At 32.6% G+C, this 24,446-nt stretch carries 22 protein-coding genes and 1 other RNA gene; 18 read left to right on the forward strand and 5 right to left on the reverse strand.

Annotated elements, in window-relative coordinates; translation table 11 throughout:
• Positions 1-36 precede the first annotated feature (36 nt).
• The 5 genes from DFR66_RS02105 to DFR66_RS02125 all read left to right on the forward strand — a co-directional run bounded on the left by DFR66_RS02105 (position 37) and on the right by DFR66_RS02125 (position 5,641).
• Positions 37-762 (forward strand): energy transducer TonB, encoded by a 726-nt coding sequence (locus tag DFR66_RS02105; RefSeq protein ID WP_114753206.1) that lies wholly within the window; start codon positions 37-39, stop codon positions 760-762.
• Between the two features lie 89 nt (positions 763-851).
• On the forward strand, positions 852-1,850 hold the full coding sequence (lpxD, locus tag DFR66_RS02110) for a UDP-3-O-(3-hydroxymyristoyl)glucosamine N-acyltransferase (protein ID WP_114753207.1): 999 nt from the start codon (positions 852-854) through the stop codon (positions 1,848-1,850).
• 165 nt (positions 1,851-2,015) lie between these two features.
• On the forward strand, positions 2,016-3,644 hold the full coding sequence (locus DFR66_RS02115; protein ID WP_114753208.1) for an acyl-CoA carboxylase subunit beta: 1,629 nt from the start codon (positions 2,016-2,018) through the stop codon (positions 3,642-3,644).
• 255 nt (positions 3,645-3,899) lie between these two features.
• Positions 3,900-4,721, forward strand: a complete 822-nt coding sequence (locus tag DFR66_RS02120) for a carboxypeptidase-like regulatory domain-containing protein (protein ID WP_114753209.1) — start codon at positions 3,900-3,902, stop codon at positions 4,719-4,721.
• Positions 4,722-5,218: 497 nt separating this feature from the next.
• On the forward strand, positions 5,219-5,641 hold the full coding sequence (locus tag DFR66_RS02125) for a DoxX family protein (protein ID WP_114753210.1): 423 nt from the start codon (positions 5,219-5,221) through the stop codon (positions 5,639-5,641).
• A gap of 54 nt (positions 5,642-5,695) precedes the next feature.
• Here the strand turns inward: DFR66_RS02125 and DFR66_RS02130 are convergent, their stop codons facing one another.
• On the reverse strand, positions 5,696-6,745 hold the full coding sequence (locus DFR66_RS02130) for an AMP-binding protein (RefSeq protein ID WP_114753211.1): 1,050 nt from the start codon (positions 6,743-6,745) through the stop codon (positions 5,696-5,698).
• A 41-nt stretch (positions 6,746-6,786) separates the two neighbouring features.
• Positions 6,787-7,698, reverse strand: coding sequence for a CPBP family intramembrane glutamic endopeptidase (locus DFR66_RS02135; protein WP_114753212.1), 912 nt, complete (start codon positions 7,696-7,698; stop codon positions 6,787-6,789).
• Positions 7,699-7,795: 97 nt separating this feature from the next.
• On the opposite strand from DFR66_RS02135, the gene arsC reads away from it, so the two are divergent.
• Positions 7,796-8,140 carry an arsenate reductase (glutaredoxin) gene (arsC, locus tag DFR66_RS02140; protein ID WP_114753213.1) on the forward strand — a complete coding sequence of 115 codons (345 nt, stop codon included), beginning with the start codon at positions 7,796-7,798 and terminating at the stop codon, positions 8,138-8,140.
• A gap of 97 nt (positions 8,141-8,237) precedes the next feature.
• Positions 8,238-10,697, forward strand: a complete 2,460-nt coding sequence (locus DFR66_RS02145) for an outer membrane beta-barrel family protein (protein WP_114753214.1) — start codon at positions 8,238-8,240, stop codon at positions 10,695-10,697.
• A gap of 127 nt (positions 10,698-10,824) precedes the next feature.
• Here DFR66_RS02145 and DFR66_RS02150 read toward each other — a convergent pair whose 3' ends face one another.
• Entirely contained in the window at positions 10,825-11,022 is a 198-nt protein-coding gene (locus tag DFR66_RS02150) for a hypothetical protein (RefSeq protein WP_167400480.1), read from the reverse strand.
• A gap of 220 nt (positions 11,023-11,242) precedes the next feature.
• Here DFR66_RS02150 and fumC point away from each other — a divergent pair, with 220 nt between their 5' ends.
• Complete coding sequence (gene fumC, locus DFR66_RS02155) at positions 11,243-12,640, forward strand: class II fumarate hydratase (protein ID WP_114753215.1); 1,398 nt, start codon at positions 11,243-11,245, stop codon at positions 12,638-12,640.
• 103 nt (positions 12,641-12,743) lie between these two features.
• On the opposite strand, the gene DFR66_RS02160 is transcribed toward fumC, so the two are convergent.
• Both DFR66_RS02160 and DFR66_RS02165 read right to left on the reverse strand, forming a co-directional pair.
• A complete protein-coding gene (locus tag DFR66_RS02160; protein ID WP_114753216.1) occupies positions 12,744-13,742 on the reverse strand; it encodes an LLM class flavin-dependent oxidoreductase in 999 nt (332 codons plus the stop codon).
• 171 nt (positions 13,743-13,913) lie between these two features.
• Entirely contained in the window at positions 13,914-15,116 is a 1,203-nt protein-coding gene (locus DFR66_RS02165; RefSeq protein ID WP_114753217.1) for an NAD(P)-dependent oxidoreductase, read from the reverse strand.
• A 246-nt stretch (positions 15,117-15,362) separates the two neighbouring features.
• Between DFR66_RS02165 and DFR66_RS02170 the strand changes: the two genes are divergently transcribed.
• The 10 genes from DFR66_RS02170 (at position 15,363) to DFR66_RS02215 (ending at position 24,419) form a co-directional block, all read left to right on the forward strand.
• A complete protein-coding gene (locus DFR66_RS02170) occupies positions 15,363-16,562 on the forward strand; it encodes a serine hydrolase domain-containing protein (protein WP_114753218.1) in 1,200 nt (399 codons plus the stop codon).
• Positions 16,563-16,670: 108 nt separating this feature from the next.
• Positions 16,671-17,067: a transfer-messenger RNA gene (gene ssrA, locus DFR66_RS02175) on the forward strand.
• Between the two features lie 260 nt (positions 17,068-17,327).
• Complete coding sequence (locus DFR66_RS02180) at positions 17,328-18,173, forward strand: EamA family transporter (RefSeq protein WP_114753219.1); 846 nt, start codon at positions 17,328-17,330, stop codon at positions 18,171-18,173.
• Between the two features lie 230 nt (positions 18,174-18,403).
• Positions 18,404-19,201 (forward strand): sulfite exporter TauE/SafE family protein, encoded by a 798-nt coding sequence (locus DFR66_RS02185; RefSeq protein WP_114753220.1) that lies wholly within the window; start codon positions 18,404-18,406, stop codon positions 19,199-19,201.
• Positions 19,202-19,304: 103 nt separating this feature from the next.
• Positions 19,305-19,973: a carbonic anhydrase gene (locus DFR66_RS02190; RefSeq protein WP_114753221.1), complete on the forward strand. Its 669-nt coding sequence runs from the start codon at positions 19,305-19,307 to the stop codon at positions 19,971-19,973.
• An 85-nt stretch (positions 19,974-20,058) separates the two neighbouring features.
• Entirely contained in the window at positions 20,059-21,459 is a 1,401-nt protein-coding gene (locus DFR66_RS02195) for an MBL fold metallo-hydrolase (RefSeq protein ID WP_114753222.1), read from the forward strand.
• 11 nt (positions 21,460-21,470) lie between these two features.
• Complete coding sequence (locus DFR66_RS02200) at positions 21,471-21,788, forward strand: rhodanese-like domain-containing protein (protein ID WP_114753223.1); 318 nt, start codon at positions 21,471-21,473, stop codon at positions 21,786-21,788.
• Between the two features lie 425 nt (positions 21,789-22,213).
• The gene (locus DFR66_RS02205; protein WP_114753224.1) at positions 22,214-22,522 is read left to right on the forward strand and encodes a DUF202 domain-containing protein; all 309 of its coding nucleotides are present in this window, start codon (positions 22,214-22,216) and stop codon (positions 22,520-22,522) included.
• Between the two features lie 49 nt (positions 22,523-22,571).
• A complete protein-coding gene (locus DFR66_RS02210) occupies positions 22,572-23,786 on the forward strand; it encodes an MFS transporter (RefSeq protein ID WP_242008622.1) in 1,215 nt (404 codons plus the stop codon).
• 60 nt (positions 23,787-23,846) lie between these two features.
• The gene (locus DFR66_RS02215) at positions 23,847-24,419 is read left to right on the forward strand and encodes a TlpA family protein disulfide reductase (protein WP_114753225.1); all 573 of its coding nucleotides are present in this window, start codon (positions 23,847-23,849) and stop codon (positions 24,417-24,419) included.
• Positions 24,420-24,446 lie beyond the last annotated feature (27 nt).

Here is a 24,446-nt window from a genome sequence, read left to right on the forward strand (position 1 = left end):
TTTTATTATTTTTGTTCTACTAACAATCAATTTTCAATGAAAAACTTACTTCTTCTCTTCGTTTTGTTATCCTCCACAACTTTTTATGCTCAGAAAAAAGTATACTTTACTGAAGACTTTAAAGAATTACCATCTGCAAATAAAGCGATTTATTATTCTATTTATGAAGAGAATACAGAAGGAACTACACGAACTACTTACTACTTAGATAATACTCTTTATTCCAAAGATCAATTTTCAAATTATAAAAAACGAATTTTACATGGAACATCCGAACGTTGGTATAAAAATGGCGCAAAAGAAATGCTAACAAATTATAGTAAAGGCAAACAAGAAGGTGTTCAAACTCGTTATTTTGAAAATGGACAAATAAAACGAACCGAAAATTTTAAAAAAGGGGAGTTTATTGATGGAAAATGTTTTGATGAAAATGGAACTGAAATTGAATTTTTCCCATACTTTATAAAACCAGAATTTCCAGGAGGAATGAAAGCTTTTTATGATTTCATTTCCTCTAATTTTAAAGCGCCAAATAACGGTATAGGCGAGGTAATAATTGGATTTTCAGTAGAATTGGACGGGGCTTTAAATCATTTTGAAGTAATAAAAAGTGTGAACAAACAAATTGATCTAACAGTGATCAAGACTTTAGTTAAATGTCCAAAATGGATACCGGGAAAAATTGATGGTAAGGCAGTAGTAATAAAGTATAAAATACCTATTAACATACAAGACTTGAATAACAATCAAGTAATACGTTAACAGCACTAAAATCTATGATTAATTAGGATAACTACAAGTAAATTCTTTTATTTGATAATTATTTAACAACCAAATCCAATTTATACTTAATGAAATCTTACACAATTCAAGAAATAAATGAGGTTCTTAAGGGAGAGATAATTGGGAATACAACCAAAAAAATTACAGCTCCTGAACAATTAGAAATGGCCAATATTTCTGAAATTTCATTTATTGGAAATAAAAAATATGAAAAATATTGGGCAACATCTAAGGCTTGTGTTGCCGTTGTAAACGAAGATATCGCTATAGAACCAGGGGAAGACAGAGCATTCATAAAAGTAAAAAATGCAGATTTAGCAATGTCTCAGGTATTAGAACTTTTTGCACCTCCCACTCCATTATTTGCTATTGATATTCATCCAACGGCAGTGATTGACCCAACTGCAACGATTTGTAACGGTGCCCGAATTGGTGCTGGTTGCTATATTGGACCCAAAGTTGTAATTGGGGACAACACTACCATTTATCCAAATGTGACTATCCTTGATGAATGTACAATAGGAAAAAATACTGTAATATGGTCTGGAACCGTTATTAGAGAGCGCTGTCATATTGGGAATGATTGCATATTGCATCCCAATGCTACAATTGGTGCTGATGGTTTTGGATTTCGTCCTGACCCACAACGCGGTTTAGTAAAAATTCCACAAATTGGAAATGTAATTATTGGTAATAGCGTCGAGATTGGTGCTAACTCTTGTGTTGATAGAGGAAAATTCAGTTCTACCGTTTTAGGTGATGGTTGCAAAATTGATAATTTAGTGCAAATAGGACATAATAGTAAATTGGGTAAATTTTGTATTATGGCTGGAAATAGTGGATTAGCAGGATCCGTAACTTTAGGTAACGGCGTAATTATTGGCGGAAGCGCATCTATAAAAGATCACACTACTATTGGCGATGGTGCCATTGTAGGAGCAGGTTCAGGTGTTACAGGAGATATTCCTGCGGGTAAAACCATGTTAGGATATCCAGCTGTAGAAGCTAGAGATGCATTGAAACAATGGGCAATTTTAAAAAGACTGGTAAACGATTCAAAAAAATAAATAGTATCTTTTTTATTGAATTCACAAAAAAACAGAAGTTCGCTTCTGTTTTTTTGTTTTAATAGTAAACAAATATTCGATTTTCATTATTTACACATTAAAATAATAAAATTTATTTAGTTGGATTTTGTATTTTAGCGCAAACATTTTTAACATTATTTCATCATGGATTTGAACTTCAACAAAAACGAAGACCACAATAAACTTTTACTTTCAGCATTGCGACAAAAATTAAGTGTAGTCAAATTAGGAGGCGGTGAAAAACGCATTCAGAAATTACATGGTGAAGGCAAAATGACAGCACGTGAACGTATCGAATATTTATTAGATCCAAAATCAAAATGTATCGAAATTGGCGCATTTGTTGGTGAAGGAATGTATGCGGAACACGGTGGTTGCCCATCAGGTGGAGTTGTGGTAAAAATAGGATACATCCGAGGGAAACAATGTATTGTAGTGGCTAATGATGCAACTGTAAAAGCGGGAGCTTGGTTTCCTATTACTGCTAAGAAAAATTTACGTGCTCAAGAAATAGCAATGGAAAATCGTCTACCAATAATCTATCTAGTGGATAGCGCAGGAGTTTATTTGCCTTTGCAAGATGAAATTTTCCCTGATAAAGAGCATTTTGGTCGTATTTTTAGAAATAATGCACAAATGAGCAGCATGGGAATCACCCAAATAGCCGCCGTAATGGGAAGTTGTGTTGCTGGTGGTGCTTATTTGCCAATCATGAGTGATGAAGCTATGATTGTAGATAAAACAGGTAGTATTTTCTTAGCGGGAAGTTATTTAGTTAAAGCTGCCATTGGCGAAAGCATTGACAATGAAACGTTAGGAGGAGCTACTACACATTGTGAAATTTCGGGAGTTACAGATTATAAAGCCAAAGATGACAAAGATGCTTTAGACAAAATAAAAAACATAGTTGACAAAATAGGTGATTTTGATAAAGCAGGTTACAGCCGAATTAAAGCAGAAAAACCAGCATTAGACGAAAAAGAAATCTATGGTGTTTTGCCAAAAGCTAGAAATGAACAATATGACATGATGGAAATCATCAATCGATTAGTTGATAATTCCGAGTTTGAACCCTATAAAGATGGTTACGGACAAACCATAATCACAGGTTATGCCAGAATTGACGGTTGGGCCGTAGGAATTGTAGCTAACCAACGAAAAGTGGTGAAAACTAAAAATGGCGAAATGCAGTTTGGAGGCGTAATCTACTCCGATAGTGCGGACAAAGCCACTCGTTTTATTGCTAATTGCAACCAAAAGAAAATTCCTTTAGTTTTTGTTCAAGATGTTACCGGATTTATGGTTGGATCTAAATCTGAACATGGTGGAATTATAAAAGACGGTGCTAAAATGGTGAATGCAGTATCCAATTCCGTTGTGCCAAAATTTACGGTAATAGTAGGAAATTCCTATGGAGCCGGAAATTATGCTATGTGTGGAAAAGCCTATGATCCTAGATTAATTTTTGCTTGGCCAAGCGCTGAATTAGCTGTTATGGGTGGAACACAAGCCGCAAAAGTATTGGCTCAGATAGAAGCTTCTTCACTTAAAGCAAAAGGCGAAATGGTAGATGAAACCAAAGAGAAGGAATTGTTTGATAAAATTAAGGCCAGATATGACGAACAAGTTTCACCATACTATGCAGCTTCTAGATTATGGACAGATGCAATAATTGATCCTTTAGACACACGAACCTGGATTTCTATGGGTATTGAAGCGGCTAACCACTCGCCTATTGAGAAGAAATTTAACTTAGGTGTAATCCAAGTTTAACTTTTTGTTTAAAAACAACTTACACTCACTTTTGAAGGTTTATAATGCTTTTAGGAATTAATTATATAATTCCTAAAAGCATTTATAGTATCCTTAGATTCTAAACCTATTGTAATTCTACTAATTAGATCTTCTTTATTGTAACATTGTTTTCATCTACAAAAAAATAACTGAGGACATTTTTTAATAAAAAAAGAAAGCTTTTTATCTTTAAACAGTTTTAAATATAGTTGTAGGCAATCTAGCACCAAAATTATGAGAATAAATATAGCAATAACCCTTCTCCTTTTTTACAATTCTTTTTTTGGTCAAGTTTTAGTCAATGGAAAAATAAAAAGCGAAGATGGTAAAGAATTGCAATTTGTAAATATTGGGATTAAAAATAAAAACATTGGAACTATTTCTGATGAAAACGGAAACTTTTCATTGATAATTGACAATTCAAAGACGAATGAAATATTAACTTTTTCATACATAGGTTTTGAAGAGTTAAATGCTAAGATTGAAGATGTTTTAAAATTAAAAAATAAGGAACTCGTTCTTAAGCAAAAAACAACTGATTTATCTGAAGTTATTATTGTGGCTACCAAAGCAACAGAATTAGAAATTGGCACGAAATCTTACAGTAGTATGGTTGCAGGTTATGTAAGAGCAAATAATGATAAAAACAAAGACATTCAAGAATTTGCAAAGAAAATTAAGTTAAAAAAACCCTCAAAAATACTAAATGTAAATATCAATTTATTTAATGTAAATGCTGATACGACAAGATTTAGAATCAACTTTTATAACATTAAAGATAACTTACCATTTGAAAAAATAAATACTGAAAATATCATTGTGAAACAAAAAGTTGAAAATGGTTGGAATAAATTTGACTTGACTGATTTTGACCTAAAATTTGATATCCCATTATTTATTACGATTGAATATATCCCCGAAAAATTAGATGAAAAAGAACCATTCCGATATAGTGGGCAACTTTTCGGTGAATCCATAACTCGTTCTTCAAGTTTAGGAACTTGGAATACAAAAAAAGGGTTAACTATGGCAATGTATGTAACCGTAAAACAATAGCCAGCCTAAAATAGCATTTTGGCAATATTTGGGCTTCGGGCTTAACTTAAAAAATATATAATTGCCCTATAATAAACACCAATTCTTAAAAAAAAGACAAAAAAATACTACCTCAAAAAATACATCTACAATTTGGAATTTACTACGGAAATCAAATAGGAATGTTTTAATAAATAAGATTGATTTTTCTCTTAATTTCTTACCATTTTTAGCTCATTTTCATTTAAAAAACAGTGATTGTTTAAGAATAAATAATCGTTGATTAAATTATTATGATGACATTAAGTGTAATAAATAACTAAATCTTTTTAAAATATAACTTCTCTACTCTTACTATTCTTAAATGTTGAAAAGCAAAGTTTAAAGTGTATTTACAAAATCTGAAAGTCAATTCTTTTGAATAAATAAAAAGATTCCACGTTTAGCTTTTTGTAAAAAATACCTCTATTAATTTAAAAATCAGTAACTTAGAGTTTAACATTTTAACCTATAGTATTATGAACAGCGTAAAAAGTTTAAATAAATGGGCGAATGCGCACACTTATTTACCCGTGGATTTGGTACGTATAGCACTTGGTGTATTTTTGTTTATGAAAGGAATCTCTTTTATAACGAACATCCAATATTTAAATGATCTCATTTCTCCAATTGACAAAATTGGAGGTGGAATGTTTCTCGTACATTATATTGCTCCAGCTCAATTGATTGGCGGAATAATGATTGCATTTGGTTTACTTACTAGATGGGCAATAATTGCACAACTACCCATATTAATAGGGGCTATATTTATAAATTTTATGGGAGAAATGCAATCCCAAAATTTACTTTTAGCATTACTGATATTATGTATTTGTATCTTTTTCTTTTTCTACGGAAGTGGAAAAAATTCAGCTGATTATTACTTTAAAATGCAAAAATAATTAAACAAAGAAGCTTCCTAAAAATTAGGAAGCTTCTTTGTTATTAATATAGATTTAAATACTTTCTACAATTTCTTTACGCTTTATTTTTCCGCTTTCGGTTTCACTAAATTTAGCAACATAAAACACTTCTTTGGGTTTTTCATATTTGTCTAAATCCTCAAAAATACTTTCATCTAAGGTTTGTGGTTCGCCTTCAATAACAAGAACTAACTTTTCACCTAAAACAGCATCTTCTTTTCCTGTTACAAAAAATCTTGAATTAATTTTATCTGATAACTTGTCTTCAATTTTTTCAGGGATTAATTTGATCCCACCACTATTTATCACATTATCAATACGTCCTAGGAAAACAAACTGATTATCGCCTACCAATTCTACTAAATCATTGGTAACAATGGATTCTTCTGAAATTTTTAAAGCATCAATCACCAGACAATTTCTATCATCTTGGCTAATTTTAATATTTGGTAAAATAGAAAAAGCGTTTTCTCCTATCTTTTTAGCTGCAATATGAGTAATGGTCTCTGTCATACCATAGGTTTCATATACTTTTGTTTTCAATTTAGAAAGTCCTTTTTCAAGTGTTTTGCTCATTTTAACTCCCCCAACAATCATCTTTTTTACATTTTTTAATTCCAATAAAGAATTTTGAGCTTGTAAAGGTACCATAGCTACAAAATCATATTGAGAATCGTTATGCAACATAGGATGAGAACTTGGAGCAACAAAATCAATATCTAAACCAAGAATAAAACTTCTCACAAACATCATTTTGCCAGCGATAAATTTAGTTGGCAAACAATGTAATGCTTTATCACCCGGTTTTAAGTCAAAAAAATCTCCAGTTGCAATTGCTGAATTAACCATCGCTTGTTTATCTACACGAATTAATTTAGGAGTTCCTGTTGTTCCAGAAGTATTGATTTCGATATACGATTTGTTATCAAACCAATCGAGTATAAAATCTCCAACTGATTTTTCAAATTCCTCTCCTTCTTTAATAAAACTGTAGGCTACTCTGCATAAATCATTTCGATTCAGATGAAATCCGTTTAATTTAAATAGATTGTGGACATTTTGATATGTTAATGTATCGGTCATGATAGTATTTTTTTTTTTAAATTATTCAACAGTTGAAATGTTTAGATATTTCCCGTTAATTTTTCTTTCCAATTGGTCCAATTGTATTTTTTACTAAAGATATATAAAAGTATTGGGTAAATAAGAACAACTGGAAGTATAACATCTAATCCGGCTGAAGGCTCTGAAATATCTTTAAAAATAGAATTGGTTTGAAATGCAGACCAATCTGATGTAATTAGTAAAGCACCAACTAAATTATTGGCAGCATGAAATCCTAAAGCCAGTTCCATACCTTCATCCATCAATGTCATTATTCCTAGCATTAGTCCAGTTCCTATGTAATAAACAAGTACAACATATCCCATTTTAGCCACTTCAGGATTAAAAATGTGCATTCCTCCAAAAATAAGCGAAGTCATCAATAAAGGAAACCATTTATTCCGTGAAAGATTAGCGAATCCCTGCATTAAGTAACCTCTAAAAATATATTCCTCAGAACTTGTTTGTACAGGAATTAAAAGCACCGCTATTACAACTAAAATTGCAAATGGGACTGGTTTAAAATTGAATACGAAATCGTTAGGATTAGAAAAATAGAACAGTAAAGTAGATACAATAGTAATTAAGGACCAAATCATAAAAGAAAAACCAACTCTTTTCCAATCTAATTTAGCTCTTGATGTTGTAACTGATAGCATCGTTTGTTCATGTAAATTGCGGACGACTAACACTATACCAAGCATAATAAAAACGAACGAAATTAGAATTAATAACAATGTCAAATTAGAGTCAAAAAAACGCATTACCGCTTCATTACTTGTTGGATAAGCCTTGTCATAAAAAATTGTTTCATATAAAATTCCTATCAAAAGTGGCAACTGGCCCACAAAAGAAGAACAAATTATTATTAATGAACCAATAATATATTTCCAAAAATAATTCTCCGATTTTATTCCTTGTTCTATAAACATATATTTTTCATTTAGTATTTATACTTAATTAGTGAAGCAAATGCTATTTTTGTTACACAATTATTAATCCTTAAATTACTGTTAACAATAATTAAATATGATACAAATATACCATAATTCGCGCTGTGGAAAATCCAGAAACTGTCTGGCATTTTTAGAAAATTCAAAAAAAGAATATGAGATAATCAATTATCTGGTAAACCCACCTTCTTTTGATGAGTTGTATGCTATTATCCAGAAATTAAATATAAACCCAATTGATTTAGTTCGTCAAAAAGAAAAAATTTGGATAGAAAATTTTAAAAACCAAAAAATGAATGACGAACAAATTATTCAAGCTATGATTTTAAATCCAATATTAATTGAAAGACCAATAGTAATAACAGAGAATTCAGCAATTATAGGACGTGATTTAGAAAAAGTGGAATCTTTTATTTTTTAAAAACCTGTTGGTTTAATTAACATTATTTTGTGATTTGTAGTATTAAACCAAATCCTACTTTTACCATCTTAAGTTCATAACCAAAGTTTTTTTAAAAATGAAAAAAATAAAATCCGTTTTAATTCTCGTTCTCTTTTTTACTACCCTACTCAGTTTTGCTCAAGCTCCACAAGGACCTGCAGTTCCAAAAATTAAAATAACAGGTAAGGTAGTTGAGAAAATAAGCAAACAACCACTTGAATACGCTACAATTACTTTTTTAATTCCAAATAATCCAAAACCAGTTGCTGGAGGAATTACAAATCCAAATGGTGAATTTGATATTGAGGTTAAACCGGGAATTTATGATATAAAAATTGAATTTATATCTTTCAAAATAAGCGAAATTAAACAGAAAAACCTTCAGAAAAGTACTAGCTTAGGTATGATTAGTTTAGAGGAAGATGCCAATCAATTAAATGAAGTTGTTATTCGCTCTGAAAAAACTACAGTCGAAATTAAATTAGACAAAAAAGTTTACAATGTAGGAAGCGATCTTATGGTTAAAGGAGGAACTGTAAGCGACGTTTTGGATAATATACCATCCGTTTCAGTTGATGTTGAAGGAAATGTGAGCCTACGAGGAAATGACAATGTAAGAGTTCTTATTGATGGTAGACCTTCAAATGCTATTAACATTGCCGAAGCATTGAGATTGATCCCAGCAGATGCGATTGAAAAAGTAGAAGTTATTACCAATCCGTCAGCACGTTATGATGCTGAAGGTGGTGGAGGTTTATTGAATATTATATTGAAAAAAGGTAAAAACCAAGGATTAAACGGAACATTTATTGCCTCAGCGGGGTATCCTGAAAATTATGGTTTGAGCGGTACAATCAATTATAAGTCAAAAAACTTTAACTTATTTACAACTCAAGGAATTAATGATCGTAGCAATCCAGGAAATGCTATAACCAATACGAATTATCTAAACGATAACAATGATATCACTAATTCTGTAAATGAATCTAGGAAAAATGAAAGATTAAATAAGGGATACAATGGAAACTTTGGTATAGAATGGTACTTGACCGAAAGTACAGCCTGGACCAACACATTTAATTACAGAAAAAGTAATGGGGATAATGTTGATAATGTCTTTCAAAATAATATTAATGGAGACGGTAGTTTTGACTACAGACGTAATAGGATTAATGAAGAGAGCAGCAATAGCGAAAGTGTAGAATTTGCAACAAATTTTACAAAAAAATTCAATAAAGACGGGCATAAATTAACTATTGATGGTTCATTCTCTACTAGTGACGATCTAAATTATGCTATAATAACAGATCGTGCAACTAATACAACATTAGTAAAATTTGACAATACCATTAACAATCAGACTCAAAATAGAAATTTACTTCAATTGGATTATGTATTGCCTTTTGGAAAAGGAAGTCAGTTTGAAGCAGGTTATCGAGGTGATTTCACTGAATTACTTACAGATTACAAAGTTGAAAATGATGGGGTAATCAATAGAAATTTTACCAATACTTTAGAATATAAGGAGAAAGTAAACGCAGTATATACTCAATATGGAGTGAAAATAAATAAATTTTCAGCACTTTTTGGATTGCGTTTTGAGGATTCTAATATCGAAATCAATCAATTAGCAACTAATGATTTTAACACAAAAAAGTACAATAATTTTTTTCCAAGTGCTTTCTTTACTTACGAAATATCAGATAAGAGCAGTACTTCTGTAAGCTACAGCCGCAGAATACAGAGACCAAGAGGAAGAATGTTAAACCCATTCAGTAACCTATCTAGTAATATCAACATCTTTGTGGGAAATCCTGATTTAGATCCAGCTTTTACAGATGCACTAGACTTTGGATACATCAAAAGATGGGAAAAACTGACTTTCAATACTTCGTTATATGTAAATAAAACTACTGATGTATTTCAATTTGCAAGAAGAGAATCAGGAGACTTTGTAAACGGAATACCAGTGACAATAAGCTCACCTATTAACTTAGCTACGGAATACAGAGCAGGTTTTGAATTTACATTAAACTATTCTCCATACAAATGGTGGAAATTAAATGGTAATTTCAACTTCTTCAGAAATGAAACTCAAGGTAACTATGTGTATACTGACTTTAACAACAATGAAATCGTACAAGATTTTAACAACACTGCCTCTTCATGGTTTACTAGAATTACCTCTAAAATTACTTTACCTTACAAAATAGATTGGCAGACAAACGCGACTTACAACGGACCGCAAAATAATGCTCAAGGAAGAAGTTTAGGTGTTTTTGCAGCAAACTTAGCCTTTAGCAAAGATATACTGAAAGACAAAGGAACACTTTCATTTAATATCAGTGACGTTTTTAATTCGAGAAAAAGATTAATGGAAACTTACTTACCTCAATTTGCTAATTCATACAGTGAAATGCAGTGGAGAGAAAGACAATTTACACTTTCATTTACGTACCGTATTAACAAACCTAAAAACGAAAGAGAACAACCAAGACGAAATCAAGGTGATAATGAAGGAGATTATCAAGGATAATAAGTTAAGGACTCATGAAAATGGGTCCTTTTTTTTATAAATTAAATAGTTAATTTATTTATTTGAAAAGTACAAGCATAAAAAAAAGGGCCCATAAAATGAGTCCTTTTTTTATTTAACAAAAAGTTTAAACTGATTGTTCTTGCTTCTTTTTTTCTCTTTTCTCTTTGTATGCTTCCCAACTTGCTCCACCTACCCAATAGGATACGAAACCAACTAGAAAAAACATTAACCAAAACCCAATAGTAAGAATGGTTAAGAAAAGTAAAAAGCCTAAGTACTGTGAAAATTCAAACATGTTTTCCGGAATTTTGAATGTAGCCACAAATGTAAGTTTAATTCCTTTTCTTACCAATAAAAAACATAAAAACTATCAACCAATTTTTATAAAAAAGGAATTATCCGTATTTTAGGACTCTGATTCTGGAGCTGTTTTCAGCTGTTCACTTCAATCTTTTCTTTTTTAAAGAAAAAAAGAAAAAATTTCCATTCCTGTCAAGTATAAAAAGTAGTATTTGACATTATTATTCCTAAATAACAACAAAATGAAATACAGAATAGAAAAAGACACCATGGGTGAAGTACAGGTTCCTGCTGATAAGTATTGGGGAGCACAAACAGAACGTTCAAGAAACAACTTCAAAATTGGTCCATCGGCTTCGATGCCAAAAGAAATTATTGAAGGTTTTGCTTATCTTAAAAAAGCAGCTGCTTATGCCAATTGTGATTTAGGAGTTTTACCAGTCGATAAAAGAGATGCAATTGGTGCTGTTTGTGATGAAATCCTTGCGGGAAAATTAGATAATGAATTCCCATTAGTGATTTGGCAAACAGGTTCAGGTACACAAAGTAACATGAATGTAAACGAAGTTGTAGCAAACCGTGCACAAGTTCTTAAAGGATTCAACATTGGCGAAGGCGAACAATTCATTAAAGCCAATGACGATGTAAATAAATCACAATCTTCAAATGACACCTTCCCTACCGGTATGCACATAGCAGCCTACAAAGCAGTTGTTGAAGTTAGCATTCCAGGAGTAGAAAAACTAAGAGATACACTTCATGCAAAAGCAATTAAATTCAATAATTTGGTCAAAATAGGTCGTACACACTTAATGGATGCTACGCCACTTACATTAGGACAGGAAATTTCAGGATATGTAGCACAATTAAACTACGGATTGAAAGCTGTCAAAAATACTTTAGCTCACTTATCAGAAGTCGCTTTAGGGGGAACTGCTGTAGGAACTGGATTAAATACTCCAGAAGGATATGACGTAAAAGTGGCTGAATATATTGCTGAATTTACAGGACATCCATTTGTAACTGCCGAAAATAAATTTGAAGCGCTTGCTGCACACGATGCCATCGTAGAAACTCATGGAGCATTAAAACAACTGGCGGTTTCTTTGAACAAAATTGCTAATGATGTTCTCATGCTTGCTTCTGGACCACGTTCCGGAATTGGAGAAATCCTCATTCCAGAAAACGAGCCAGGATCTTCAATCATGCCAGGAAAAGTAAACCCAACACAGTGTGAAGCATTGACTATGGTTTGCGCTCAAGTTATGGGGAATGATGTTGCAATCTCTATTGGAGGAATGCAAGGTCATTATGAGCTGAATGTTTTCAAACCATTGATGGCTGCAAATTTCATACAATCAGCTAGATTACTTGGTGATGCTTGTATGTCTTTTGACGAACATTGTGCACAAGGTATCGAACCTAACTACAAACGCATCAAAGAATTGGTTGACAACTCATTAATGTTAGTTACTGCATTGAATACTAAAATAGGATATTACAAATCCGCTGAAATTGCACAAACGGCACATAAAAACGGCACAACACTTAAAGAAGAAGCTGTACGATTAGGATACGTTACTCCAGAAGATTTTGATGCTTGGGTTAAACCCGAAGAAATGGTAGGAAGTCTTAAATAATTAATTATCAATGACATATTGATAATTATGAGTAATAAATTAATAATCCTGCAATGTTTAACGTTGCAGGATTATTTTATTTTTAAGAAGATAATAAATACTATTATATTGTATCGATAACTTCTTTCATTATTCGAATGCTTTTCAATTTATCGTCGTGATTAAAAATTGGACTGGTAATGATCAATTCATCTATTTTAGTGTAATCAATAAACTGTTTTAATTCAGTCACTAATTTTTCTTTACTCCCTACAAAAGAACAAGCAGTCATTTGATTGACATGAAAATGTTCTTCTTCGCTCATAATTCCATCGAGGGAATCAACTGGAGGTTGCAATGGTTTTCTATCATTCCGAATTAAATTCAGAAACATCTGAGTCAAACTCGTCGACAATTTTTCGGCATCATCATCCGTATCGGCAGCAATAGCATTTACACAAGCCATCGTTTTGGGTTGGTCTAAATATTCTGAAGGTTCAAAATTATCTCTATAAAACTGAAATGCCTGATACATCTGTTTTGGTGCAAAATGTCCTGCAAAAGCATACGGTAATCCATTGGCAGCAGCTAAAGCAGCACTATCCATACTAGATCCTAATATCCAAATAGGAACTTTAATCCCTTCAGCAGGAAAAGCACGTACTTTTGAATTAGCATTATCCACCGAGAAAAACTCCTGTAACGCGGCCACATTTTGAGGAAATCGCTGTGATTGCTCAAAGAAATCTTTCCGAATCGCCTGTGCGGTTAATCCATCTGTTCCTGGTGCTCTTCCTAATCCTAAATCAATACGGTTGGGATATAGTAATTCGAGTGTGCCAAATTGTTCTGCAATAATCAAAGGAGCATGATTGGGTAACATAATACCTCCTGAACCTACTCTAATATTCTTGGTTTGACTGGCAATATAACCAATCAATACAACCGTTGCACTGCTGGCAACATGAGCCATATTATGATGTTCGGCCAACCAAAAACGGCTGTACCCTAAACTGTCAGCCAATTGCGCTAGTGCTTTTGTTTTTTGTAATGTTTCGCTTGCATTACTATTTTCGGTAATTATCGCTAATTCTAGTAAGGAAATTGGAATATTTTTTGACATTATAAATTTCAAATTTTGAACAAAATTAGGCAATTACAATCGAGTCAAAAATTGTGCGGTGTTAATTGATTTATAATATTTCAAATGTAAAACATATTTTCAGCCACTAATTTGAATAAAAAAACCTGCAACATTACATTACAGGTTTAAAAAATCATCTAAAAACAGGTCTTATTTCCCATCGACAAAATCTTGTAAATAGCTAAATCTTGATGTTAGTTTTCCATTTTCAGTAATTTTGGCTCTTTGTAAAATCCCATCTTTATCACCATTGAAAAATGCAGGTATTACATGTTGCATAAACATTTCTCCAAATCCTTCACTAGCGTCTTTTGGCAACTCACATGGTAGGTTATCGACTGCCATTACTACAATTGCTGCAGGATGAAAAACATCAACTTCCTTATCCTCACTAGGCAAATACCCATATAAAGGTTCAGCAATTGTTGATGATCTTAGGGTGCAAGCTATTGGACCATTAACATCACAGGAAACATCAGCGACAATCTTAATTTTACAATCTTTAGATTGTAGCATTTCACGAGTCAAAATTACTGGAGCTTCATTGGCATAAAAATGTCCTGTGATATAAACATCAGAAACTTTAGTAAATCGTTCAAAGTCAGAAATGTATTCTTTTGGGTTGTGATAAAAATCAGTAAAATCTAATACTTTACCATCCATGCGTTTGTTGTAATCCAAGACATCTATTTGAGTATAAACCGGCTGAGTGTAGTTTTTCGATAAATAATTCTCTACTGAAACTTCCTTAATTTTTATGGCATCCAAAATCTCTTTTGCACCATTACCTACTTTTCCTGATCCCGTAATTACAAATTTCAAGGGAGGCAAAACCACTCTTTTTAAATGTGTAATTAATGCTTCTTTTCCGGATAATGTTTCTGCTTTTGGTAATTTAAACAATTCAAATTTGATTCCAAAAGCACGAATGCTATTATAAGTCCCCACTATACCAGCATAACGGCCAAAACCAATTAACCTGCGATTATGCGAATCTACAATTGTTTCATGATCATATAAATCAATATTTTTTTCTAAAACTGCTTGCAATAATTTTCTGTTGTAAGGTTGTTTTTTTATGGTATGCGAAAAAAAGAAATAGGCTTTGTTAGGAATTAAATTTTCTACTGGAACTTCTTTAACACCAAATAAAACATCACAATCAGTTACATCATCAGTTACTTCAATTCCAAAACTTTTATATTGATTATCCGTAAACACTCTAATATCTGAACTTTCTACTTTGATAGAAGTACCTTCATACAGCTGTTTTAATCTAGCTAATTCATCTGGTGAGAAAATAACTCTTCTGTCTGGCGGGTTTTTTCTCTCTTTTAAAATTCCGAATCTCATATGTATATACTTTTGATTTGATTTATTATAACTTTATTTAATTTATTTGTTACAAATATAACAATTTAAACAAAATTCAGTTAATTTTTTTTTAATTTAAACAAACTTGAAACTACTATTAGCTGATGTACAAAATGATACGAAAAAGCAGCCTTGGAGTTACTAATAAAATAGTGTTAAGGTTTAGAAAAAACAACGTATCAAAAGACATTGATTCTATATATTTGCCTTTCTAGCACTACAGAAATGATTTTTATAAAAAAAACAAAGATACTATATATTTTCCTCCTCTTTTTAGTTTTAAGCTCTTGCAATAAAGAGAAAAAGAAAGTTGAAATAAGTGATGCCCAACTCCCAAAGAGTACATTACCTAAAATGAAGCCGTTAGGTAATCCTGAGGCCAAACTTACTGCTGAATACATCAATTCAAAAAAACAAGAAATAGATTCTTTCTATAAAAAAAACTGGCCTAATAACAGCGCCAACGGGAGCTTTTTAGTTGCTAAAAACGGCCAAATTATATATGAGAAATATGAAGGCTACTCTAATTTTAGAGATAAAACATTAATTACTAAGTCTACTCCTTTACATATTGCATCTGTAAGTAAGGTTATAACGGCAACCGCTATTTTAAAATTAGTAAATGCTAAACGAATCGAATTAGATCAGAAGGTCAACACAATCTTGAAAGAGTTTCCTTATCCAGATGTAACCATAAGGACATTATTGAATCATAGAAGTGGAATGCGTCATTATGCCTATTTTACAGATCGTGACAAAACCATCTGGGACAGACACAACATATTGACCAATCAAGACATACTTACAATAATGGCTACAAAAGATATCGGTTTAGAATTCAAAACAGATACCCGTTTCAGTTATTGTAATACTAATTATGCGATGCTGGCATTAGTTATTGAAAAAATTACAAAACTTCCGTACAAAGAGGCCATGAAACAAATCATTTTCGAGCCACTTGGCATGAAAAATACTTACGTTTTTGACTACGAAAAAGATAAAGATACAGCAGTAACTTCCTATAAAGGCAACAAAGTAGAAATAGGAAAAGATTATTTAGATGCCATTTATGGAGATAAGAATATCTACTCTACACCGCGTGATTTATTGAAATTTGACAGAGCCAGAAACAATTCGGCTTTTTTAACGGCAGACCTTCAAAGTCAAGTATATAAACCATACAGTAATGAACGTAAAGGAACAAAAAATTATGGTCTAGGAATTCGGATGGTGAACTGGGAAACAGGACAAAATTTTTATTTCCACAATGGCTGGTGGCATGGTAATACTTCTTCTTATATAACGTTAAGAAAAGAAGGTGTTACTATAATAGCACTTTCAAATAAATTTACCCGAAAAACCTATGATATTAGGAAACTAGCAACTCTATTTGGCGACTATCCATTCCGATTAAAAGACGAATAAAAAAGGTATGATTTTTGAAATAGTGTTTCTAATTCTACATCAGTAGTTCAGATAAAAAGTGTACATTTGCAAACTCAAAATTAGGGTTGGGATTTTGAAATAAAAAAAGGGGTCGACTGGTTTTGACAGCAAGTCGAATTGATTAGTAAGCACGTCGAGCATTGAGACCTTGCTCGTAAATATAAGATCTTACAATTTTACACGGCGAAAATAACTACGCTTTAGCTGCATAATCCGAATTATAGTACGATTACGCCACGTTCCTATCAGATAGGAAAGCTGGATTCTCCTTGAAAGCCTTGGTTTGTGGCGTTCAGTTTAGGGGAACCGTAAAAATAAACCTAGATTTCCATGAGCTTCGGGTGGATTTCAAAATTAAGAAGATAAGTATTGTGTGGCTGTTTCTGGCCTAGCACATTATCGAAAATTCAATCAGGAAATAAACGCGTAGAAAGCTTCTTAGTTGCTTGTTTGGACCCGGGTTCGATTCCCGGCGACTCCACAAAACAAAACCGTAATCACTTACTCAATAAGTGTTTACGGTTTTTTTTATTTACAACATTCCCCATGTTTTAGTATGTTCAAAATAGGCAAATATTTTTATATTAAATTCTTGCCGTTTCTCCAGAAATTTATTTCTTCATTCGGATTTTATGTTTCCTACAGTAATTGCTCTTAAAGTTTTACTGTTACATGAATATAAAATATCAACACTTGCTTTAATTTTTAAATTTTGTAGTTTTACCCGACTATATTGAACTTTGCATGAAACTTAAACCTATCAACATTCCTCCTTTACCAGCCGTACTTTTAGCAATAATAAGTGTGCAATCTGGAGCAGCTATAGCTAAAGGTCTTTTTCCAGCTATAGGTGCTGCAGGAACTGCTTCATTGAGGATTGGTATTTCAGCATTGATACTATTGGCAGTTTACAGGCCAAACCTAAAAAAAATAACTGCAAACCAATGGAAATTGGTAATTCCTTACGGTTTGTCTCTGGGAGCTATGAATTTAATTTTTTATCTATCAATTGAAAGAATTCCCATAGGACTTGCAGTAACACTTGAATTTATCGGTCCTTTATTCGTAGCTGTTTTCGGTTCTAAGCGCATTATTGATTTTTTTTGGGTACTTCTTGCAGCAGCAGGAATTGTTTTGATTGCTCCTTGGTCAAATAATGGATTGGATATTTTGGGAGTACTTTTTGCGCTTTTAGCTGGTGCGCTTTGGGCGGCATATATAGTATTGGGAGGGAAAATTTCTAAAATAATGAAAGGTGGAGAAGCAGTTACTGTAGGAATGTTATTTGGATCTATGCTTATAGTTCCTTTTGGCATTCTAGGAAATGGCTTGAGTAACCTTACACCTCAACTATTAGGTTTAGGAGTAGCACTTGCTCTATTATCCAGCGCAATTCCTTTTACATTAGAAATGAAAGCGCTCAAACAACTTCCCGCTCGCACCTTTAGTATATTAATGAGTTTAGAACCTGCTGCTGCTTCAATTTGTGCTTTTATATTTTTGCAAGAATACCTTACTTTTAATGAAGTTTTAGCGGTTATTTTTGTAATAATAGCTTCTGCGGGATCTACAATTACATCAAAAAGATAAACTCTTACTCTTTTAAAACAATCATTTATAACTTAAATTCCGTTTTTTTAAACCAAACGGGGCTACGATGCTTTTTTTTTAAATAAAATTCAACACTTCTAAATAACAGCTTACATTTTTAGATCGAAGAACAATTGTCATAAATTTATTTAAAAAAAACACCAATGTGATAAATGTTACTGTACATAGAATTTTATCTGACAATATTTGCAGTATAAAATTTTACAATTATGGAATATATCGGTTATTTTACATCTATACTCATTGGCGTTGCTCTGGGGTTAATTGGTGGTGGAGGCAGTATTCTTACCGTACCCGTTTTAGTCTATTTGTTTGCTATCGAACCCGTTATCGCAACTGCTTACTCCTTATTCATTGTTGGCTTAACAAGTGCTGTGGGTAGTGTTGGATATTTCAAAAAAGGATTGGTTAACATTAAAACGGCTATTGTTTTTGGTATCCCATCTATTATTGCAGTTTTTACAACAAGAGCTTTGATAGTGCCTGCAATTCCAAAAGAAATAATCTCGATAGGAGACTTTATCCTGACAAAAGACCTTTTCTTAATGCTCCTTTTCGCAGTGATTATGATTATTGCTTCCTACAGCATGATAAAAAAAGACAAACAAATAGCTTCTGAAGAACCTCAGGAACAAAAATTTAATTACCCAATTATCCTTATTGAAGGAGCATTAGTAGGCATAATCACTGGGCTTGTAGGAGCTGGAGGTGGATTCCTGATTATTCCTGCTTTGGTTATTTTAAGTAAACTTCCCATGAAAGAAGCCGTTGGAACTTCATTAGTCATTATTGCTGCAAAATCACTCATTGGTTTCTTTGGAGAAGGCGGAGAAAATGGAATCGATTGGCAATTTTTGCTTACCATTTCAGCATTTGCAATTGTTGGTATATTTATTGGCACAGCATTATCTAAAAAAATTGATGGGAATAAACTGAAACCTGCCTTTGGTTGGTTTGTTTTAGTAATGGGAATTTATATTATAACCAAGGAGCTTTTTATGAAGTAACAAAATTACTATCAGTAATTCTCTACTTTACAATTATGAAGTTTTAAGCCTTCATGAAATTATTAAATTTAGTGCATCTAATGCAAAATGAAAACTCAGTGTTATGAAAAAAATAATTTTAGTCTCTTTCTTAATACTTTTCGCTATCAGCGGATGTGATAAAACTGATTCAAAAACCTTGGAAGACACTAAAAATCAATCTTCATTAGAAAAATTAGTTTCAGGAAATAAGCGCTTTTTAGAAGAAAAAACAATTCATCCGCATCAAAATAAAAAATCAATTTTAGATAATCAAAACGCACAACATCCTTTTGCTGTTGTGGTTACTTGTTCAGACAGCAGGGTTTCACCTGAAATTTTGTTCGATCAAGGAATAGGCGATTTATTTGTAATTAGAAATGCGGGGAATTTGATTTCTGATATTGATATGGGTAGTATTGAATATGCAGTTGAGCATCTGGATGTAAAATTAATCGTCATTTTAGGACACACAGAATGCGGAGCTATTAAAGCATATATTAATGATAAAGATGATAATTACAAAAAGCATTTAACTCATATTGATGACATTATAGAAACTATTGCAGAGGAAAAAGAAGAACTAGCAGCTGAAAAACAAACTCCGAAACAAGACAACATATTAGGTTGCATCAATGCAAATATTGAACATTCTAATAGGCTGATTCAAGAAAATTCAATTGTAAAAAAGCATAAAACTAAAATTATTTCCATGCGCTACGACGTGCATACAGGCAAAATAATTGAGTTATAAAAGGCTATGTAACATAAGTCACTAAATTTCAATAATTCATACATTAATTTTGTCCTATAAATTAGAAACTTAAAAAAATAAAAATATGTACTTTCAACACATTTACGACAAGAGTCTTGCACAAGCAAGTTATTTTATTGGCTGTCAAAAAGCAGGAGTAGCCGCAGTTATCGATCCTAAAAGGGATGTTGACACCTACCTTGAGATTGCCAAACAAAACAATATGAAAATTACTCATATTTTAGAAACTCACATTCATGCTGATTTCCTTGCAGGTTCCAGAGAATTAGCTGCTTTAACAGGAGCAGAAATGTATCTTTCAGCAGAAGGTGGACCCGACTGGAAATATGAATTCCCACACGTTGACATCAAAGATGGTGATGTTCTAAAAGTAGGGAATTTAAAAATAGAAGTGGTTCACACTCCAGGACATACTCCGGAAAGCATCAGTTTTTTGTTGACAGATGTACCTGCTAGCGAAGAGCCAGTTATGTTGTTCACAGGTGACTTTGTGTTTGTGGGAGACATAGGAAGACCTGATTTACTTGAAAAAGCAGCAGGGATGAAAGGAACTCAAGACGTAGGTGCCAAACAAATGTATCAATCTATCAATAAATTTGATGCATTACCTGAATACATCCAAGTTTGGCCAGGCCACGGAGCAGGTTCTGCATGCGGAAAAGCGTTAGGTGCTGTACCAAGTACGACTGTGGGCTATGAAAAAGTAAGAAACTGGGCTTTTCAGCATAAAAATGATGAAGCTGGATTTGTAAAATATTTATTAGAAGACCAACCGGAACCGCCTAAGTATTTTGCAATGATGAAAAAACTTAATAAAGTAGATCGTCCGTTGCTTACAACTGTTCCAAAATTAAAACAACTGGATTACAACGAATTAACAGCGGCTTTAGCCAACGGAACTAAATTAATTGATGCCAGAGATAAAACGGAATTTTCTAAAGGATTTATTCCTGGAAGTATTAACATTCAGGGGAACAATTCCTTTGCAACTTGGGCAGGATGGTTTCTTACATACGAAGAACCTTTTATCTTGCTTGCCGATGAATCGCAATTGGATGATTTGACCAGAAAACTTATGAGAATAGGACTAGACAATATCCACGGTTTTATTCCTTCTACGAAAATATGGGAAGAAAATGGCGGTTCTTTGGAGAATGTGAATCAGATTACTATCGAAGAATTTAAAGCCTTACAACAAGAAAAAGACGTTCAGGTGGTTGATCTTCGTGGTGTTGCAGAATACAATGCAGGTCATATCAAAGGAGCAGACAATGTGTTTGTAGGTACTTTAGTAAATAATCTAGACAAAATAAGTAAAGATAAAAAAGTTCTAATCCATTGCCAAGGAGGCGATAGAGCGGCAATTGCCTATTCTTTATTAGCAAAACATGGTTATAATAATGTACTTAATTATAGTCCAGGAATGAATGAATGGATGAGTCAAAATAATCCTATTGAATACTAAAAAACGCAATTATGTTCGGAATTTTTAAAAATATGTTTTCAAAAAAAGACACCACACAAATGGAAAAAATAATAAAAGATGGTGCGTTCCTGGTAGATGTTCGCACACCGGCAGAATTTGCTGAAGGTAACGTAAAAGGATCAACCAATATTCCTTTGGATCAAGTGGCGAGCCAACTAGAAAAATTTAAAGGAAAAGAGCACATTATTGTTTTCTGTCGAAGTGGAAATCGCAGCGGTCAAGCCAAAATGATTTTGGAACAAAATGGTTTCAAAAACGTTACCAATGGCGGTACTTGGCAGGACGTAAACGAAATGATTCATAAATAACAGCTACAGTTATAGAATAGTGTGCAGTTTAAAACAAGAAAAATACCTGTTTTAAACTGCACACTTATTATTTAGCGATCTAAATTAATTACATTGGTATTAGTAACCTTCATTCATATTGACTTAAATAAAGAGTAAATTTGATAGTATTTCTAGCAAAAATATTCATTTTACCGTTTTTAGAAAACGACGATGACTAAGCTCAGTAATAAGAATCAAACAATGTTGCATTTTTTTTACCATATAAGTCAGGTAAGTTTAAGTTTCGATTGTGTTAGTCTTATGTAACTTAAACAATCATAAGGTCATTTAAGGTTTAATTCTTATTTGACTTATATGTTAAATATTATTTCGCTCATTTTTTAGTATGACATTAAATAGGTCCAACTACTTACTTTTGCAATAATTTAAACAAATAAAATACCATGGAAGAGAAAAAACCAGCAAACAAAGACTTAATTTTAAGAGAAAAATTAGCATTGCAACGAACAACATTGGCAAACCAATCTACTTTTCTTTCCTTTCTAAGAACCTCTATGTATTTTTTGATTGCAGGTCTGAGTTTACGAAATCTATTAAAAATTGAAAATAGTTTACTCATTGAAATAGCACTTTTTATTACTTCATTCATCATATTTATTTTTGGAACAGTGAACTATTTTAAACACAAAAAATCCATAGCTGAAAATAAAAAACACATAGGCGATTACCAATTAGAGTATTACAAACTGTAACAGTAACTCTATTAGCACCAAATTTCTTTACCAAATAAATCCACATCAATTGAAAACAAAATCAACCAAACTTGGACTAAAAGAAAATTGGAAACAGTTTACTATTTTAGTTATTGTCAATGCCTTTGTCGGCGGAATGATAGGAATGGAACGAACCATTATTCCCAAGTTTGCTGAAATTGAATTTGGCATTGCTTCAAAAACGGCTATTCTATCTTTCATCGTTGCTTTTGGAATCACAAAAGCCATTACCAATTATTTTACAGGCAAACTGGCAAACCGTTTTGGCAGAAAAAATTTGCTATTATTTGGTTGGATTCTAGCCCTACCTATTCCTTTCATTTTGATTTATGCTGAATCGTGGAACTGGGTTATTTTTGCCAATATTCTTTTGGGAATTAGCCAAGGACTAACTTGGAGCAGCACTGTGGTGATGAAAATTGATTTGGTTGGCGAAAAAGATCGCGGACTTGCGATGGGACTCAACGAGTTTGCCGGTTATTTTGCCGTTGGATTAGTTGCTTTTCTATCAGGCTATATCGCCCAAAAATATGGCATTACGCCCTACCCTTTTTACTTGGGAATTGGGATTTCAATAATTGGTTTTCTTTTGACTTTAATCTTTGTGAAAGACACTCGAGTATTTGTGCAACAAGAAAATACTACCAATACAACTGAAAAATTAGATAATATTTTTCTCGAAACCACTTTCAAAAATAAAACATTAAGCGCCATAACGCAAGCAGGATTAGTCAATAACCTAAATGATGGTATGATTTGGGGTCTGTTGCCTATAGTGTTGCTTTCGCTGAATTATGATTCTCAGAATATTGGCATTATAACCGCTATTTACCCTACCGTTTGGGGTTTTGGACAATTAATAACCGGAAAAATGTCTGATGTTTACTCGAAAAAAAAGATGCTGTTTTGGGGAATGTTACTACAGGGAATTGCGATACTTTTTATTCCTTTTGCTGAAGCATTTTATCAATTGGCTGCCATTTCAGCATTTTTAGGATTAGGAACAGCATTGGTTTATCCCACTTTTCTATCAGCCATTGCGCAAGCGACAACTCCGCACCAGAGAGCCGAAAGTATTGGTACATTCCGACTTTGGAGAGATTTAGGATATGCAATAGGCGCTATTATTTCAGGAATAACCGCTGATATATTTGGAATTGATTACGCCATACTATTGATTGGAATTATCACTATAGTATCATCGGTGATTATTAAAATCCGAATGCCGATAGACACTAAATAAAATAACAAACTGCTAAAATTGAACAAAAAACATTCACTTTTTAGATAATAAAATTCAAAAATGGAACCAAAGAAATCAAAAAAAACTACTATTCAAAATATCATTTTTATCGTTTTTATAGCATTGCTTTTATTTAGTCCGCTGGGCACTTTTGTAAAAGTACATTTAAACCGATTAATTGCTTTTTCGCCAAAAACTATCGCAGTAACCGACCAAAAAATGATTTCCAGTTATCAATGGCAATTAAAAGACGCCAGCGGAAAGACTGTGTCGCTGGAATCATACAAAGGAAAAATAATATTTATTAATTTCTGGGCCACTTGGTGTCCGCCTTGTATTGCCGAAATGCCAAGCATCCAAAAATTATATGCTGATTATCAAGATAAAATGGTCTTTTTATTTGTGACAACGGATTCATTCGAAAAAGCAAATGCGTTCATGATTAAAGAAAACCTGACGCTTCCTGTACATCAATCACTTAGCAATCCGCCTTTAGAATTGGAATCTTCAACCATTCCAGCAACTTATCTAGTTGATCAATCGGGAAATATAATTGTAGCCAAAATTGGAACTGCAGATTGGAACAGTGACTCGTTCCGAGAAAAGCTGAATGAGCTATTAAAAAACAATTAGAATCAATAATTTATTTCTAAACACCTT

The sequence above is a fragment of the Flavobacterium glaciei genome, assembly GCF_003350545.1.
In the GTDB taxonomy this organism is placed as follows: Bacteria; Bacteroidota; Bacteroidia; order Flavobacteriales; family Flavobacteriaceae; genus Flavobacterium; species Flavobacterium glaciei.